This window comes from Xanthomonas sp. NCPPB 3569, assembly GCF_041475645.2.
GTDB classification, from domain to species: domain Bacteria; phylum Pseudomonadota; class Gammaproteobacteria; order Xanthomonadales; family Xanthomonadaceae; genus Xanthomonas; species Xanthomonas phaseoli.
Genome location: NZ_CM192969.1, coordinates 1158304 through 1174099, shown reverse-complemented (window position 1 = coordinate 1174099; position 15796 = coordinate 1158304). Strand labels below are relative to the sequence as shown.

14 protein-coding genes and 1 pseudogene are annotated in these 15796 nt (G+C 65.7%); 10 read left to right on the top strand and 5 right to left on the bottom strand.

What is annotated here, in order from left to right; translation table 11 throughout:
• The first annotated feature begins 93 nt into the window (after positions 1 to 93).
• A protein-coding gene (locus ACCQ03_RS04945; protein WP_412566710.1) for an IS5 family transposase occupies positions 94 to 1064 on the top strand; the annotation gives its coding sequence in 2 pieces (ribosomal slippage) (positions 94 to 955 and positions 955 to 1064; 972 coding nt in all).
• A 175-nt stretch (positions 1065 to 1239) separates the two neighbouring features.
• Here the strand turns inward: ACCQ03_RS04945 and ACCQ03_RS04940 are convergent.
• The 3 genes and pseudogenes from ACCQ03_RS04940 to ACCQ03_RS04930 form a co-directional block, all read right to left on the bottom strand.
• Entirely contained in the window at positions 1240 to 1788 is a 549-nt protein-coding gene (locus ACCQ03_RS04940) for a Rossmann-fold NAD(P)-binding domain-containing protein (protein WP_372359842.1), read from the bottom strand.
• A gap of 141 nt (positions 1789 to 1929) precedes the next feature.
• Entirely contained in the window at positions 1930 to 4287 is a 2358-nt protein-coding gene (gene pacR, locus ACCQ03_RS04935; RefSeq protein ID WP_057680015.1) for a PacR family protein, read from the bottom strand.
• Between the two features lie 222 nt (positions 4288 to 4509).
• A pseudogene (locus tag ACCQ03_RS04930) lies at positions 4510 to 4807 on the bottom strand (hypothetical protein).
• A gap of 64 nt (positions 4808 to 4871) precedes the next feature.
• Between ACCQ03_RS04930 and ACCQ03_RS04925 the strand changes: the two are divergent.
• Genes ACCQ03_RS04925 through ACCQ03_RS04910 form a run of 4 tightly spaced genes read left to right on the top strand, consistent with a single transcriptional unit; the run spans position 4872 to position 7756 of the window.
• Positions 4872 to 5447: a nitroreductase family protein gene (locus ACCQ03_RS04925; protein WP_057662653.1), complete on the top strand. Its 576-nt coding sequence runs from the start codon at positions 4872 to 4874 to the stop codon at positions 5445 to 5447.
• Entirely contained in the window at positions 5444 to 6430 is a 987-nt protein-coding gene (locus ACCQ03_RS04920; RefSeq protein ID WP_057662651.1) for a 5'-3' exonuclease, read from the top strand. Before ACCQ03_RS04925 ends, ACCQ03_RS04920 begins: the two co-directional genes overlap by 4 nt.
• Positions 6427 to 6978, top strand: a complete 552-nt coding sequence (locus ACCQ03_RS04915; protein WP_209225643.1) for an NUDIX hydrolase — start codon at positions 6427 to 6429, stop codon at positions 6976 to 6978. The genes ACCQ03_RS04920 and ACCQ03_RS04915 overlap by 4 nt, the downstream gene beginning before the upstream one ends.
• Complete coding sequence (locus ACCQ03_RS04910; protein ID WP_209225645.1) at positions 6971 to 7756, top strand: N-formylglutamate amidohydrolase; 786 nt, start codon at positions 6971 to 6973, stop codon at positions 7754 to 7756. Before ACCQ03_RS04915 ends, ACCQ03_RS04910 begins: the two co-directional genes overlap by 8 nt.
• Before the next feature lie 206 nt (positions 7757 to 7962).
• Here ACCQ03_RS04910 and pip read toward each other — a convergent pair whose 3' ends face one another.
• Both pip and prmC read right to left on the bottom strand, forming a co-directional pair.
• Positions 7963 to 8904: a prolyl aminopeptidase gene (gene pip / locus ACCQ03_RS04905; protein ID WP_039567734.1), complete on the bottom strand. Its 942-nt coding sequence runs from the start codon at positions 8902 to 8904 to the stop codon at positions 7963 to 7965.
• Between the two features lie 229 nt (positions 8905 to 9133).
• A complete protein-coding gene (gene prmC / locus ACCQ03_RS04900; protein WP_209225647.1) occupies positions 9134 to 9994 on the bottom strand; it encodes a peptide chain release factor N(5)-glutamine methyltransferase in 861 nt (286 codons plus the stop codon).
• A 201-nt stretch (positions 9995 to 10195) separates the two neighbouring features.
• On the opposite strand from prmC, the gene ahpC reads away from it, so the two are divergent.
• The 5 genes from ahpC to ACCQ03_RS04875 all read left to right on the top strand — a co-directional run bounded on the left by ahpC (position 10196) and on the right by ACCQ03_RS04875 (position 15639).
• Positions 10196 to 10759, top strand: a complete 564-nt coding sequence (gene ahpC, locus ACCQ03_RS04895; RefSeq protein ID WP_003488826.1) for an alkyl hydroperoxide reductase subunit C — start codon at positions 10196 to 10198, stop codon at positions 10757 to 10759.
• A 213-nt stretch (positions 10760 to 10972) separates the two neighbouring features.
• Positions 10973 to 12565, top strand: coding sequence for an alkyl hydroperoxide reductase subunit F (gene ahpF / locus ACCQ03_RS04890; RefSeq protein ID WP_209225649.1), 1593 nt, complete (start codon positions 10973 to 10975; stop codon positions 12563 to 12565).
• 91 nt (positions 12566 to 12656) lie between these two features.
• Positions 12657 to 13598 carry a LysR substrate-binding domain-containing protein gene (locus tag ACCQ03_RS04885; protein ID WP_017159506.1) on the top strand — a complete coding sequence of 314 codons (942 nt, stop codon included), beginning with the start codon at positions 12657 to 12659 and terminating at the stop codon, positions 13596 to 13598.
• Positions 13599 to 14176: 578 nt separating this feature from the next.
• Positions 14177 to 14617 carry a nucleoside diphosphate kinase regulator gene (gene rnk, locus ACCQ03_RS04880; protein WP_209225651.1) on the top strand — a complete coding sequence of 147 codons (441 nt, stop codon included), beginning with the start codon at positions 14177 to 14179 and terminating at the stop codon, positions 14615 to 14617.
• Between the two features lie 53 nt (positions 14618 to 14670).
• Positions 14671 to 15639 carry a transaldolase gene (locus ACCQ03_RS04875; protein ID WP_057680021.1) on the top strand — a complete coding sequence of 323 codons (969 nt, stop codon included), beginning with the start codon at positions 14671 to 14673 and terminating at the stop codon, positions 15637 to 15639.
• Positions 15640 to 15796: the final 157 nt, after the last annotated feature.

The following is a 15796-nucleotide window of genomic DNA, read 5'->3' as shown; positions in this document are numbered from 1 at the left end:
GCGTGCACCGAACTTTCTGCGACGCCTAAGGAAACTCTGAACAATCCATCGTGATCTGCCACAATCGATCAACGACCCGAGTAGACGATTTCGATGCAGCTGACCTTCGGCGACGCGGAGTACAACGGCAAGCGCAAGCGGACGCGGCGTGAGGTGTTCTTGGCCGAGATGGACCAGGTCGTGCCGTGGAAGGACCTGCTGGCGCTGATCGAGCCGCACTACCCGAAGTCGGGGCAGCCGGGGCGACAGCCGTATCGGCTGGAGACCATGCTGCGCATCCACTTTTTGCAGCAGTGGTATGCACTGAGCGATCCATCGGCGGAAGAAGCGCTGTACGACACGGTGTCGATGCGCCGTTTCGCCAAGATCGGCGGGCTGGATGAGGTGCCGGACGAGACGACGATTCTCAACTTCCGCCATCTGTTGGAGCAGCACGATTTGGCGCGCAAGCTGTTCAATCGGGTCAACGCGCACCTGTCGCGCAAGGGGCAGAGCTTGCGCGGCGGGACGATCGTGGACGCCACGATCATCGCTGCGCCCAGCTCGACCAAGAACAAGGATGGCGAGCGCGATCCGGAGATGCACCAAACCAAGAAGGGCAACCAGTACTACTTCGGGATGAAGGCGCACATCGGGGTGGACGATGACTCCGGGCTGGTGCACCACGTGGAGTGCACGGCGGCCAACGTGGCCGATATCACACAAGCGCACAAGCTGCTGCACGGCAAGGAGGACACGCTGTGCGCGGACAGCGGCTACACCGGGCTTGAGAAACGCGAGGAGATGAAGCGCAAGCGCAAACTGCGCTACCTGATCGCGGAGAAGCCCTCGAAGCTGAAGCAGATTAAGAACAAGCGCGAACTGAAGTTGGCCAAGCGCTGGGAGCACACAAAAGCCAGCCTGCGTGCAAAGGTGGAACACCCGTTTCGGGTGATCAAGCGCCAGTTTGGCTACGTCAGGTGCGCTATCGCGGTTTGGCGAAGAACACCGCACAGATGCTGATGCTGTTTGCGCTGTCGAATCTGTGGCTGAAGCGCAAAGAGTTCATTACCGCCGCGGGGTAGGTGCGCCCGTAATCGGGACGATACCCCGAAAAAGCGCCAAAAACGGCGAAAAACCGAGGATCTGAGCGCGGTCACCGCGACCGATATGGCTTACCACATCCTCCGATCGCGTTGTTCAGACCTTCCCTAAGCGGCGGTCGCTGCCGGCGCCGAATAGCGCGTCTTGGCCAGCAACTCATCGTCCCGGCCGAGCGTCAACGCACCGTCCGTATCGCCAACACTTTGCACAGCGCATGGTGCCGGCGGCGGTGATGGGCATCGGAAAGAAACGCGGCGCCAGTTGCGCGGCACTCCGTACCGCCTTGTCACTCGCCATGCCTGCCTGCGAGCGCAACACATCCATCGATTGTGCGAGTGCGGTGCGCGGCAGGCGCTCCAGTGGAAACGCAATCAATTGCCGCGTGGCAAATGCCTGGGCGCGCCGGATCCGTGTCCGGCGCCAGCGCATACCGATCACCGCCGTGTGCGGTTTGCAGCGAAGCAATGTGTCGGTAGAGGGCGCCTGCACGCACAGCACCATCTCGGCCTGCGCCATGGCGCCGGCGCAGGCAGGCTGCGCACCGGCCTGCAGGTACGCGGCATCGTGCATGCTGCTGGCCCGGCCGGCCCCGGCTCGATCCACACGGCGGCACCGGGCGCGGCCAGTTTCCTGACCGTTTCCGGCGTCGCGGCCACGCGGCGTGCCAGCGGCCCGTTCTTTCAGCACCAGCACCTGCACAGCCATGCGTTGCTCAGGTCTTGCGCCCAGTCGCGGCGATGCCAGGCAGAGCGCGGTGCGCCTGCCGGTGGTACCGGACGACGCCCGCGCAGCGCGCGCGTTCCAATCGTCTACGCCCCCGGCAGCGACAACTGCGTGTAGGACTGCTCAGTGCACCGTGCTGTTGTTCTGCAACGGATCCAGGCGATCGATCACGCCCTGCATCGCGCTGTCGAAAGCGCCGTCGTTGATGTGCTCGCGCAGGCGGCCCAGGCGTACCATCACCGCCAGTTCTTCCGGCGAAGCGACACAGAAACGCACGCCGCGTCGATTGACGAACAGCAGGCGCTGCGAAATCGGGCTCACCCACGACAGCTTGCCTGCCTGCACCTTGCCGTCCTTGTCGACAAAATCCAGCCACGTGCCGATATCCATTGCGCGGAAACGTTCGGCATCGGCACTGTCGATGCTTTGCGCGACCGCTTCGGCACCCAGCACCACACTGACGCTTTCCGCAGCCGGTGGCGGCAGATTGACCTGCGGCAGTTCCGGCAGGGCTTTTTCCAGTTCTGGGCGCGCTTCGGCGATCGCCTGCAAGGTGTCGTGCAAGGCGGTGATCGCCACCACCACCGCATCCCCGTGCAGGCCCACGCTGGCGAACACGCGATGCAGCGCCGGCTGCCAGACCTGCAGCCATGGCTTGCCGACGATATGACGGCGCGCTTCTGCCAGTTCTTCCAGCACGCCGTCGGCCAGCGCCAGGGCCTCGATAGTGCCGGGACCTTCCTCGCCGTCGCGCAGGATCGCCATGGTCAGGTGATGCAGCCACGGCTGGCGCAGGAAGTCGTCCACCGCCTTGGGCAGGCCCGCGTCTTCGGGCGCACGCTGCTCCAGTTCCAACAGCGCGCGGCTGCGCGCCAGCTCGAGCTTTTCCTGCCCGCGCTGGGTTTCGGTGGCACGACGCTCGGCAATTTCCACCCGGCGCCGGTGCTGCGAAAGGAAGTCGCGGAATTCTTCTTCCAGGGTGAGGAAGATCGCCAGGTTTTCGTTGAATTCGGCCACTAGGCGGTCGACGATTTCTTCCACCTTGCCCATCAGCACGCGCTCGGCAGCGCTGTCGCCGTTGTTGCCTTCGCAGGCCTCAGCCAGCGAGTTGAGCAGGCGCCGCGCGGGATGGGTCTTCTGCACAAACATCTTGCGGTCCAGCAGCGCGACCTTGACGAACGGCACGACCAGGCGGCCGATCATTTCGCGCGAACGATTTTCCAGATCGCGCTCGTCCAGCATCACGTCGAACAGCATGCCGACCAGGTCGATGGCGTCTTCGTCCATCGGGTCGAGTTTTGCGGTAGCCGGGTCCACGCCCAGGCGCGTGGCGCTGGAAAGCACCTCGTTCTTCAAGCGCTGCGCAAGCGATTCGGTGTCGTCGCCGATGGCCGCCTGCAGCGTCGCGCTGGGTGTGGCCTGCAACAGCGACAGCACCGACATCATTTCGCGCTGGCTCAACGGGCGTTGCTGCCCAACCGCGACGGTGGCGGCAGAAGCGGCGGTGTCGCGCACGCTGCGGGTCTGTTGCAGCAACTCGTGCAGCGCCTCGAGCAGCATGCCCTGGCTACCGCCGGGATGGTCGGCCCCACCGTCCATGCCGCCAGCCCCGCCACCGTCGGCATGCCCGCGTTGCGTCGCGGCCTGCATGCGGCCGCGGCTGTGCGCCCAACGGTCGAGAAAACGGTTGGCCCAGGCCGGTGCGTACTGATCACCCTGATCGTCGCCGCCCATCTCGGCATGAGCGCCCTGCGCCTCTGCCTGGCCGCGCTCTTCCGGCGTTTCGCCCCGCGGCTGCATGCGCGGCGGCGCGCGCTTGGCTTGCGAAATTTCCGGCATCACCCCGGCCTTGGCCAGGGTTTCGTCCAGGCGTGCGTACAACTTGCCGATCGGCTCGGCCAGATCGCGTTCGCACAGCTTGATCAGCACCAGTCGCACTTCCGGCGCCAGGTCGCAGGTGGCGAAGGCTTCGTGGATCGCCACGCCCAGATGTTCGGGGCCAATCGGGTTGGTATCGGCCATCAGCTCCAGCCCGCCGGCAATCCAGCCCAGGCGGCGGTCCACCCGCGCCAGCACCTGTTTGAAATCGCGCAACAGCACCGTGGCCAGATTGCGCACTGCCAGCCGCGATTCGAGCACGTGCTCGGGCACCAGACTCAGCGGGCCGGCGCCCATGTCGCCGGCCAGCACCACTTCGGCCGACAACGGCGTGCCGAGCACCAACGCCTGCCAGCCGTCTTCCAGCTGTTGACGGAACTGGCGTGCAACGTCTTCGCGCTTGCGGCGCAATTCGCGCATGCCATCGAGAAACAGCAACTGTGACGCGCCAGCGGATTCGGCACGGTCGAACAGCACATCGTCGAAATGCGCGACTGCAGCAGCAAAAACCTGCGCGAGCGCCGGCACGAACACGTCGTGCGCCTGCTCGAGCAAGCGTTGGTCACGGCCCGGATGTCCCGACGGACTGGGCTGAAAAGTCATGCGCAAAGGCTCCCCGCCTCTGCAGGCGTGAAAATTTCAAAACGAGAAGAAACAGACGCGGCCCCAAATTCCGCCCGTGCATGGTAGGCGGTTCGCGCATCCGTTAAGTGTGACATGTTACTCACTTTACTCGTGACCGCCCAGGGTTTGCGTGCCAAGCGGCCATCCTAGCTCGCAACGTCGCGGTGGAGCTTGCCGGCGGTCATTCTGCGCGTGCGGGTGTTAAGCCTTCAGCTTCGCGGACGCTTCCGGACCATCCGCCAAGCATTGCATCGCGCCATGGAAGATATCGCCATCGCGTTGCAGGCGCAGGCGTTCCAGCAGCATCGGCATCGCCAGCTCCGCCGGTGAGGCGAGGCACCGCCGCCCACGCCGCCGGTCGCCGACCACCAGGCGCCGGAGATCGGGCTGATCCCAGACGGCTTGCCCGCAACAATCCGCGGCCCGCGCGGTGGATGAAATCCAGATGGGTGCGGGTACGGAAGGTGGATCGCGGCAGAGCCACGGCCCCACCGGCCACGCTGCAGCGATCGTTGGGAAGCGGCCGTCTATAATTCGATACCTCGTTGCCCCGACCCGGATCTATGCACGCACCGTATTCGCTCCAGGCGCTGGACGCGCGCCGTTCGGTTCCCTCCAAACAACTCGGCGCGCCCGGGCCGGATGAAGACACCTTGCTGCGCATGCTTACCTCGGCGGTGCGCGTGCCCGACCACGGCAAACTGGTGCCGTTCCGCTTTCTGCGCATCAGCGGTGCCGCGCGCGCTGCGCTGGGTGAGTTCCTCGCCGAGCGCACCCTGGCCGCCGACCCGCTGGCATCGCCGGCCACCCTTGCCAAGGAACGTGGACGCTTCAGCGACGCACCGGTGGTGATCGTGGTGATCGCCTCGCTGCGCCCGGAGCACAAGGTACCCGTGCAGGAGCAACTGCTCACCGCCGGCTGCGTCTGTTTCGCGTTGCTACAGGCTGCCCAGGCGCACGGCTTCGGCGCGCAGTGGTTGAGCGCGTGGATGGCCTACGACCCGGCGGTGACGGGCTACCTGGGCCTGCAAGACAACGAACGCATCGCCGGCTTCATCCATATCGGCACGCCGCGCATGCAGGTGCCCGAACGCGAGCGCCCGGACCCGCGTGCGTTGCTGCGCGACTGGACGCCGTGACCACACCGACCAACCCGCTCGACGCTGCGCCGCTGGCCATCCAGCGCCCGTCCCCGCTGTATCTGGTGGATGCCAGCCTGTACGTGTTCCGTGCCTGGCACTCCATCCCGGACGAATTCCAGGATGCGCAGGGGTGGCCCACCAATGCGGTGCACGGCTTTGCGCGGTTTCTGCTGGACCTGCTCGAACGCGAAGATCCGCAGCACATCACCATCGCCTTTGACGAAGCCCTGGACAGCTGCTTCCGGCATGCGATCTACCCGGCCTACAAAGGCAACCGCACGCCCGCGCCGGATGCGTTGCGACGCCAGTTCGCGCATTGCAAGGCGCTGTGCGCAGCACTCGGGCTGAGCGTGCTGGCCCACCGCGATTACGAGGCCGACGACCTGATCGGCAGCGCGCTGCACAGCGTGCGGGCGCACGGCTTGCGCGGGGTGATCGTGTCGGCCGACAAGGACTTGTCGCAGTTATTGCTCGAGCATGACGAGCAGTGGGACTACGCGCGCAACCAGCGCTGGGGCATGGATGGGGTCAAGGCGCGCCACGGCGTACATGCGCACCAGATCGCCGACTACCTGGCGTTATGCGGCGATGCCATCGACAACATTCCCGGCGTGACCGGCATCGGCGCCAAATCGGCGGCCGTGCTGCTGGCGCACTTCGGCAGCCTGGATGCGCTGCTGGAGCGCATCGACGAAATTCCCTTCCTGCGCCTGCGCGGCGCGGCGCAAATGGCGGTGCGGCTGCGCGAACAGCGCGAACACGCATTGCTGTGGCGTCAGCTCACCACCATCGCGCTCGACGCGCCGCTGGCGCTCACCGAGGCCGGCTTCACGCGTGCCCACGCCGATGCGGACATGCTCGCCGGGTTGTGCGAAAGCCTGCGCTTCGGCCCGCTCACCCGGCGCCGCCTGTTGGCCGCCAGCACCGGCGCCCCCGCACCGTTTCCTCCCGTCTCCCTGGCACAAGGTCCCCGCCCATGAACCGACCCGACACCCCGCCCACCGTGGTCTACGAAGGCAAGTACCAGCGCATGGTCGTGCGTGGCACCTGGGAGTATTCCGAACGTGTGCATGCCGGCGGCCTGGCGGCGATCATCGTGGCGGTAACGCCGGATGATGCGATGTTGTTCGTCGAACAGTTCCGCGTGCCGCTGCAGGCGCGCACCATCGAAATGCCGGCCGGGCTGGTGGGCGATGTGCATGCCGATGAATCGATCGAGCTGTCGGCCATCCGCGAACTGGAAGAAGAAACCGGCTGGACCGCCGAGCATGCCGAAGTGCTGATGATCGGCCCCACCTCGGCCGGCGCCAGCAGCGAGAGGATCGCCTTCGTGCGTGCCACCGGTCTGCGCAAGGTCGGCGACGGCGGCGGCGATGCCAGCGAGGACATCACCGTGCACGCAATCCCGCGCGCGCAGGTCGGCGCCTGGCTGGTGCAGAAGATGGCCGAGGGCTATCAGATGGACCCCAAGCTTTGGGCCGGCCTGTATCTGGCCGATCATGCATTGGACGGCACCCCGCGTGGCTGACGCAGCCATCGAACCATTGCTCGGCGCCGACGATCCGGCGCCGTTCGCCGTGTACAACGCGCAGGCCGCCTCGCCGTGGCTGTTGATCGCCGACCACGCCGGCCAACGCGTGCCGGCGCGGCTGGCCGACCTGGGGCTGCCGCAGTTCGAGCTGGACCGCCATATCGGCTGGGATATCGGCATTGCGCAGATCACCCAGCGGCTGGCCGAGGCGCTGGATGCGTTCGCCATCGCGCAGACGTATTCGCGCCTGGTGATCGACTGCAACCGCCCGCACGGCGCTCCCAGCCTGATGCCGGCAGTCAGCGACGGCACCCTGGTTCCGGGCAACCAGCACCTGACCGACGGCGACCGGCAGCAGCGCATCGCGGCGATCTTCGCGCCGTATCACGCACGCATCGCCGCCGAGCTGGATGCGCGTGCACAGCGCCATCAACCGACCGTCTTGGTGTCGATGCACAGCTTCACCCCGGTCATGGCCGGCAACGCGCGGCCCTGGCATGCCGGCGTGCTCTACCACCGCGACACGCGGCTGGCGCATCGCCTGCTGCAGGCGCTGCGTGCCGAACCCGACCTGGTGGTCGGCGACAACCAGCCGTATGCGGTCAGCGACGCCACCGATTACGCCATTCCGGTGTATGGCGAGGGCCGCGGCCTGCTGCATGTGGAACTGGAAATCCGCCAGGACCTGATTGCCGACACCGCCGGGCAAACGGCGTGGGCGCAACGATTGGCGCGCCTTCTTCCACCGTTGGCCGATGGGTTGCTGCAACGATAACTGTCTTGCGACATGCGACGATGAACAACACATACCAGGCAGGAGCGCACCCGGGCGCGACGGGCGTTACCGATAAAGCACCTCGCGCCCGGGTGCGCTCCTACGAAAAACGAGTCCTTCGCGAGCGACCCCTCCTACAAATCGGGTGACGCGCGCACCGCGCAGGCAATCAACGATCCTCCGCATCGCAACGCGCGCCGCTGCGATCAGGCGAAGCGATCGGTGGCACGCACTAAGGCATCGACGTTTTCCGGCTCGAACGCCGAGTGCCCCGATGCCGGGCTGATCTGCAGCTGTGCTTTCGGCCAGACCTTGTGCAGGTCCCAGGCGCTTTGCAGCGGGCAGACCACATCGTAGCGGCCGTGCACGATCACACCGGGAATGTCGGCAATGCGATGCGCGTCGCGCAGCAACTGGTCTTCGACCTCGAAGAAACCGCCATTGACGAAGTAATGGTTTTCGATGCGCGCGAACGCCAGCGCAAAGTGGGCGTCTTCATGCCCGGTGACGAAGTCCTGATCCACATGCAGGAAGCTGGTGGCGCCTTCCCACACGCTCCAGGCCTTGGCGGCGGCCAGCCGCGTGGCCTCGTCGTCGCTGGTCAGGCGGCGATGGAAGGCAGCGATCAGGTCGCCGCGCTCGTCCTGCGCAATCGCGTTGATGTAGTGCTCCCAGGCATCCGGGAACAGCCGGCTCGCGCCTTGCTGGTAGAACCATTCGAGTTCGAAACGGCGCAGCAGGAAAATGCCGCGCAGCACCAGCTCGGTGACCTGCTGCGGGTGGGTCTGCGCATAGGCCAGCGCCAGCGTGGAGCCCCAGCTGCCACCGAACACCTGCCAGCGATCGATGCCCAGATGCGTGCGCAGCCGTTCGATGTCGGCCACCAGATCCCAGGTGGTGTTGTCCACCAGATCGGCATGCGGCGTGGAACGGCCGGAACCACGCTGATCGAACAACACGATGCGGTACTTGGCCGGGTCGTGGAAGCGCCGCATCTTGTCGTTGCATCCGCCGCCAGGGCCGCCATGCAACATCACCACCGGCTTGCCCTGCGGATTGCCGCACTGCTCGAAATACAGCGTGTGGCGGTCGTCGACCTTCAGGCTGCCCTGCTGGTAGGGCGTGATCTCGGGATAGAGCGTGCGCATGCGTCGGTCCTGCGGGAAACCGCTAGTGTATCGGCTGCTGCGCACGCACACGGGCAACGCCCTGCGATCGCAAAGGCGGATGCGCGGTGAGGGGCAAGGCCCTGAAGAGCACATCAACCTTCAGCGCTCACCGGCAGGCGGGCGCATACGCACGACCGCCCTGCAGAATGCGCGTGCTCCGCGTCGGAACGCGCGGTGGGTCTGCCGAGAATGGCGCTAAGGCAATTGCTCAGCTGGCCTGGCCCGCAGCTGGCGACCAGCGCCCCAAGGTCACGCGATCGCGCTGCTCCAGATCCTGATGCGTGGCCACCGCAGCGAAGCCGCGCGCGGCCAGCAGTTCGGCCACCGCCGCCCCCTGGTCCCAGCCGTGTTCCAGCAGCAACCAGCCGCCGGGCAGCAGGTGCGCAGGCGCATCGGCCACGATCAGGCGGATATCGTCCAGCCCGTCGCTGCCCGAGGCCAGCGCGCTGGCCGGTTCGTAGCGCAGATCGCCCTGCTGCAGGTGCGGGTCGTGCGCGGCGATATACGGCGGGTTGCTGGCGATCAGATCGAAGGCCTCCCCCGCCAGCGGCGCAAACCAGCTCCCGTGCCGGCAATCGACATTGCGCAGGCCATGGCTGTCTGCATTGCGCCGGGCCATCGCCAGCGCCGCGGCGCTGGCATCGGTGGCGATCACCTGCGCCTGCGGACGTTCACTGGCGATAGCCAGCGCGATCGCGCCGCTGCCGGTACCCAGATCGGCGACACGATGGCCTGGCATGGTGTCCAGGCGCTCCAGCGCCAGCTCGACCAGCACTTCGGTGTCGGCGCGCGGGATCAGCGTGGCCGGCGAGACCGCCAGGTTCAGCGTCCAGAACCCGCGCGAGCCGGTCAGATAGGCCACCGGTTCGCCGGCTTCGCGGCGCTGCACCAAGGCGTCGAAGGCCTGCGCGACCGATAGAGGCACCGCATCGCGGCCGTGCATGAACAGCCAGGCGCGATCACGGTCCAAGGCGTGCAGCAGCAGTGCTTCGGCATCGCAGCGCTCAATCCGCCCGGCAGCGCGGCGAAGCAACTGATCGGCGGGAATGGCGGCAAGATCGTCGGACATACGGGCTGTTCACCTACGCGCAACATCGGCTGGCCATTATCGACCATGGCGTGCACTGCGACTGCGCTAGATGCCATCTGACGAGTTGATAGTCACAGGCTATCTATTTAATTCCATCAATCGATTTGAGGAATCTATCGATTCTGCCTACCATGGCGCTTGTTCCATCCCCCGCCCCCTTTCACCGCACGAGGAAACTCAATGTCTCTTATCAACACCCAGGTCCAGCCGTTCAAGGCAAATGCGTACCACAACGGCAACTTCATCGAGGTCACCGAGGCCAGCCTGAAGGGCAAGTGGTCGGTGCTGATCTTCATGCCGGCCGCGTTCACCTTCAACTGCCCGACCGAAGTGGAAGACGCCGCCGACAACTATGCCGCCTTCCAGAAGGCTGGCGCCGAGGTCTACATCGTCACCACCGACACGCATTTCTCGCACAAGGTGTGGCACGAAACCTCCCCGGCCGTGGGCAAGGCGCAGTTCCCGTTGATCGGCGACCCGACCCACAAGCTGACCCGCGCGTTCGGCGTGCACATTGAAGAAGAAGGCCTGGCACTGCGCGGCACCTTCATCATCAATCCGGAAGGCGTGATCAAGACCCTGGAAATCCACGACAACTCCATCGCCCGCGACGTCACCGAGACGCTGCGCAAGCTGACCGCGGCGCAGTTCGTGGCCAACAATCCTGGCCAGGTCTGCCCGGCCAAGTGGAAGGAAGGCGCCAAGACCCTGGCTCCGTCGCTGGACCTGGTCGGCAAGATCTAAGCCGGCTGTCCCCCTCCGACCTGTCGCAAGGTCGGAGCATCTCCGGCCCAATTGGGCCGGGGGTGAACCGGAGCCGGTGCCGGGCTGCCCGCCAGCCGCCGCCAGCACGCATCCCGACCTCGCGCCGGCTGCGGTTCACTCCCTTCCTTCCCGGCGACCTGCCTCAGCGCAGCGACGCCATGCCCTCCCCTTGCCCATTCCCAGGAGTTCTCCATGTTGGATGCCAATCTCAAGACCCAGCTGACCGCCTACCTGGAACGGGTGACGCGGCCGATTCAAATCAACGCCTCGATCGACGTCAGTGCCGGCTCGCGCGAAATGCTCGACCTGCTGGAAGAGTTGGTCCTGCTGTCGGACAAGATCAGCCTGGACATCCACCGCGACGACAACCAGCGCAAGCCCTCGTTCGCGTTGACCACGCCGGGCCAGGACATCTCGCTGCGCTTTGCCGGCTTGCCAATGGGCCACGAGTTCACCTCGCTGGTGCTGGCGCTGCTGCAGGTGGGCGGCCACCCGTCCAAGGCCGCTGCCGAGCTGATCGAGCAGGTGCAGCACCTGGAGGGCGACTACCAGTTCGAAACCTATTTCTCGCTGTCGTGCCAGAACTGCCCGGACGTGGTGCAGGCGCTGAACCTGGCGGCCGTGCTCAACCCGCGCATCAAGCACGTGGCCATCGACGGTGCCTGGTTCCAGGACGAAGTGGAAGCCCGCCAGATCATGTCGGTGCCCACCGTGTACTTGAACGGCGAGCTGTTCGACCAGGGCCGCATGACGCTGGAGCAGATCGTCGCCAAGCTCGACACCAACGCCGCCAAGCGCGACGCTGCGAAGATCGCCGCGAAAGAAGCCTTCGACGTGCTGGTGGTGGGCGGTGGCCCGGCCGGCTCGGCAGCAGCGGTGTATGCCGCGCGCAAGGGCATCCGCACCGGGGTGGCGGCCGAACGGTTCGGCGGCCAGGTGCTGGACACCATGTCGATTGAAAACTTCATCTCCGTGCCGGAGACCGAAGGCCCGAAGATGGCCGCCGCGCTGGAGCAGCACGTGCGCCAGTACGACGTGGACATCATGAATCTGCAGCGTGCCGAGCAGCTGATTCCGGCTGGTGCCGACGGCCTGATCGAAATCAAGCTGGCCAATGGCGCCTCGCTCAAGAGCAAGACCGTGATCCTGTCCACCGGTGCGCGCTGGAGGCAGATGAACGTGCCCGGCGAAGACCAGTACAAGAACAAGGGCGTGGCGTATTGCCCGCACTGCGACGGCCCGCTGTTCAAGGGCAAACGCGTGGCGGTGATCGGCGGCGGCAACTCCGGCGTGGAAGCGGCGATCGATCTGGCCGGCATCGTGGCGCATGTCACGCTGGTGGAATTCGACGACAAGCTGCGCGCCGACGAAGTGCTGCAACGCAAGCTGCGCAGCCTGCACAACGTGCGCATCATCACCAGCGCGCAGACCACTGAGGTGCTGGGCGACGGGCAGAAGGTCACCGGTCTGGTCTACAAGGACCGCACCGGCGGCGACATCCAGCACATCGAGCTGGAAGGTGTGTTCGTGCAGATCGGCCTGCTCCCCAACACCGAGTTCCTGCGCGGCACGGTGGCGCTGTCGCCGCGCGGCGAAATCATCGTCGACGACCGCGGCCAGACCGATGTGCCCGGCGTGTTCGCCGCGGGCGACGCCACCACGGTGCCGTACAAGCAGATCGTGATCGCGATGGGCGAAGGTTCCAAGGCCGCGTTGAGCGCATTCGACCACCTGATCCGCACCAGCGCACCGGCCACTGCCGACAGCGTGGCCCAGGCGGCATAAGCGAGCGCCTGCTTGGCGCCCGGCCAGCCCGGGCGCCTAAGCTTGCACACGCGCCAGTCGTTCCCCGTCACCGCAAAGAAGGCTGCTGCATATGAATCTGCGTGACCTGAAATATCTGGTAGCCCTGGCCGACCACAAGCATTTCGGCCGTGCTGCGTCGGCCTGCTTTGTCAGCCAGCCCACGCTGTCCACCCAGATCAAGAAACTCGAAGACGAACTCGGCGTGTCGCTGGTGGAACGTGCACCGCGCAAGGTCATGCTGACCCCGGCCGGCCGCGAAGCCGCCGTGCGCGCGCGCAGCATCGTGGCCGAGGTGGAACAGATGAAGGAAGCCGCACGCCGCAGCCAGGATCCGGAAGCGGGTACGGTGCGCCTGGGCATCTTTCCCACCCTGGCCCCGTATTTGTTGCCGCACGTGGTACCGCGTATCCGCCAGCGTTTTCCGCGTCTGGAACTGCTGCTGATCGAAGAAAAGAGCGATCGGCTGATGCACCAGTTGCGCGAAGGCCGCCTGGATGCCGCACTGCTTGCACTGCCATTGCAGGACGACCAGCTGCATGCCGAATTCCTGTTCGAAGAACCCTTCGTGCTGGCAGTGCCCGAAGGCCACCCGCTGTCGCGCCACGACAGCATGACCCTGGATGACCTGTCCGAGCAGCGACTGTTGCTGCTGGAAGATGGCCACTGCTTGCGCGACCAGGCACTGGATGTCTGCCACCTGGCAGGCGCGCTGGAAAAATCCGAATTTCAGGCCACCAGTCTGGAAACCTTGCGCCAGATGGTCGCGGCGAATGTCGGAGTGACCTTGCTGCCGCTGTTGGCGGTCAAGCCGCCTGTTGCGCGCTCGGAGAACATCCGCCTGATCCGCTTCCGTGAAGACAAGCAGCCTAGCCGCCGCATCGCGATGGCGTGGCGCCGCAGTTCGGCCATGACCGCATTTCTCGAGCAGCTCTCGCAATTGTTCAAGGAATTGCCCGAGAGCCTGTTCACGCTGGATCAGCCGGCGACAGGACCGAAGGCGGTTGCGGCTTAGGGATTCGGGATTCGGGATTCGGGATTCGGGATTCGGGATTCGGGATTCGGGATTCGGGAATCGGGAATCGGGAATCGGGAATCGGGAATCGGGAATCGGGAATCGGGAATCGGGAATCGGGAATCGGAAAAGCGTATCGCGGTTGCGATCGCTTTGGCTGTGGTGTGGGAGGTTTGGAAATGGGCGGCGCGCGAGCGTCGCTTTGTGTTTGTGCGCAGCCCTCTTGCCCAAGGTTGGCGGCGCATCAATCCGCCGCTGTCTGCTCGACGCGGCTGGCGGCGGCGCGCTGCCCACGCGACCATGCGATGTACGCGCAGCGTCTTGTTCGCTTGCTTGAGACCGATGGCGCGGCGTTTGCGGCATGGGCTGGTAGCAGGCTCGTGTGCAGCGCCCGTCATGCCCTCCCCCTCCAATTGACCCAACCGCAGCGCTTGCTCGCCGCACCAGGCCCGCAGCGACTGCCTGGCGGCCCTGACGGTGTCCTGGCTTCACACCATCCATTGCCATCAGCCGCCGGCGCCCTCATCTTGCCAGTGCCGCTTGCCGTGTTGGCAAGCCGTATTCGTCAGGAGACTGCCATGACTTCGCAACACCACAGCGGCTTGCCGCCATCCATCCTGGTATCCAGCCACGACCTTGCCCGGCTCGAGGCATTGCTCGATTCGCCAACCTTCAACAAGCATCCCGCCGCCACTGCGCTGAGCGACGAACTGGGCCGCGCCCGCGTGTTGCCGCCCGACCAGATTCCCGGCGATGTTGTCACCATGCACTCACGCATCGAATGCGAAGACCAACTGCATGGCGAACGGCATACGCTCACCCTTGTGTATCCGCATGAAGCCGATGTGCAGCACGGCCGCATCTCGGTGCTTGCGCCGGTGGGCAGCGCATTGCTCGGCCTGTCGGTCGGCCAGAGCATCGATTGGCGCACGCCCGACGGACGCGACCTTCGCCTGCGCGTGAATGCCGTGCACGACCAACCCGCAGCGGCGGGCGACTTCCGGCGCGCAGCGCGCTAACGTAGCGCGCTGCGTCCTATCCCCGACCCGTTCCACGATTCGAGAGAACCCGCATGACTGCATCCCCCTCCAAGCTCGCCCAGCTGCGTGAACTGTCCGTTGTCGTTGCCGATACCGGCGACTACGACGCCATCAAGCGCCTGCAGCCGGTCGACTGCACCACCAATCCCACCCTGGTCAAAAAGGCCCTGGATCTGCCGGTCTACGCCGACCTGATCGAACGCGAGCTGGCCTGGGGCCGCGAGCACGGCGGCGACGATCGCACTGCCACCGTCAACGAAGTCGCCGACCGGCTCACCATCGGCGTGGGCGTCAAGCTGGCCGAACTGGTGCCGGGGCGCGTGTCCACCGAAGTCGACGCCGATCTGGCACACGACACCCAGGCCACCATCGCCAAGGCGCGCAAGTTCATTGCGATGTACGCCGAGCGCGGTGTGTCCAAGGACAAGATCCTGATCAAGATCGCCGCGACCTGGGAAGGCATCGAAGCCGCCCGTCAGCTGCAGAAAGAAGGCATCGACTGCAACCTGACGCTGATCTTCAACCGCTCGCAGGCGCTGGCCTGCGCCGAAGCGGGCGTGTTCCTGATCTCTCCGTTCGTGGGCCGCATCCTGGACTACTACGTGGGCAAGGGGCAGACCCCGGCTAGCATCGACGAAGATCCGGGCGTGGTCTTCGTGCGCACCGTCTATAACGAGTTCAAGCAGCGCGGCTCGTCCACCGTGGTCATGGGCGCCTCGTTCCGCTCCACCGCGCAGATCGAAGCGCTGGCAGGTTGCGACCGCCTGACCATTTCGCCGGACCTGCTGGAAAAGCTCGACGCCGAGCACGGCGAGTTGCCGCGCAAGCTCTCCCCGGCCAAGGCCGACAATGCCCCGTTCACCCCGATCGACAGCGACAGCTTCGCTTCGGGCCTGGCCGCCGACCCGATGGCCACCGAGAAGCTGGCCGGCGGCATCGACACGTTCGCCAAGGACTTGCACGCACTGCGCAAGACCATCGCCGACAAGCTCGCTGGCTGATCACGCAGCGCGCCTGTTCTGCTCACAACGCCTGCAGCTGCTTGGCTGCGGGCGTTGTCGTTTTTGACTTGGGTTTAGATGGAGATGTGCGGCCAAGCCGGTCTGCGTGCCGATAACGGACACCGGTGCGGCAGCTCGCGGGCGTCGGCGTGCGCAG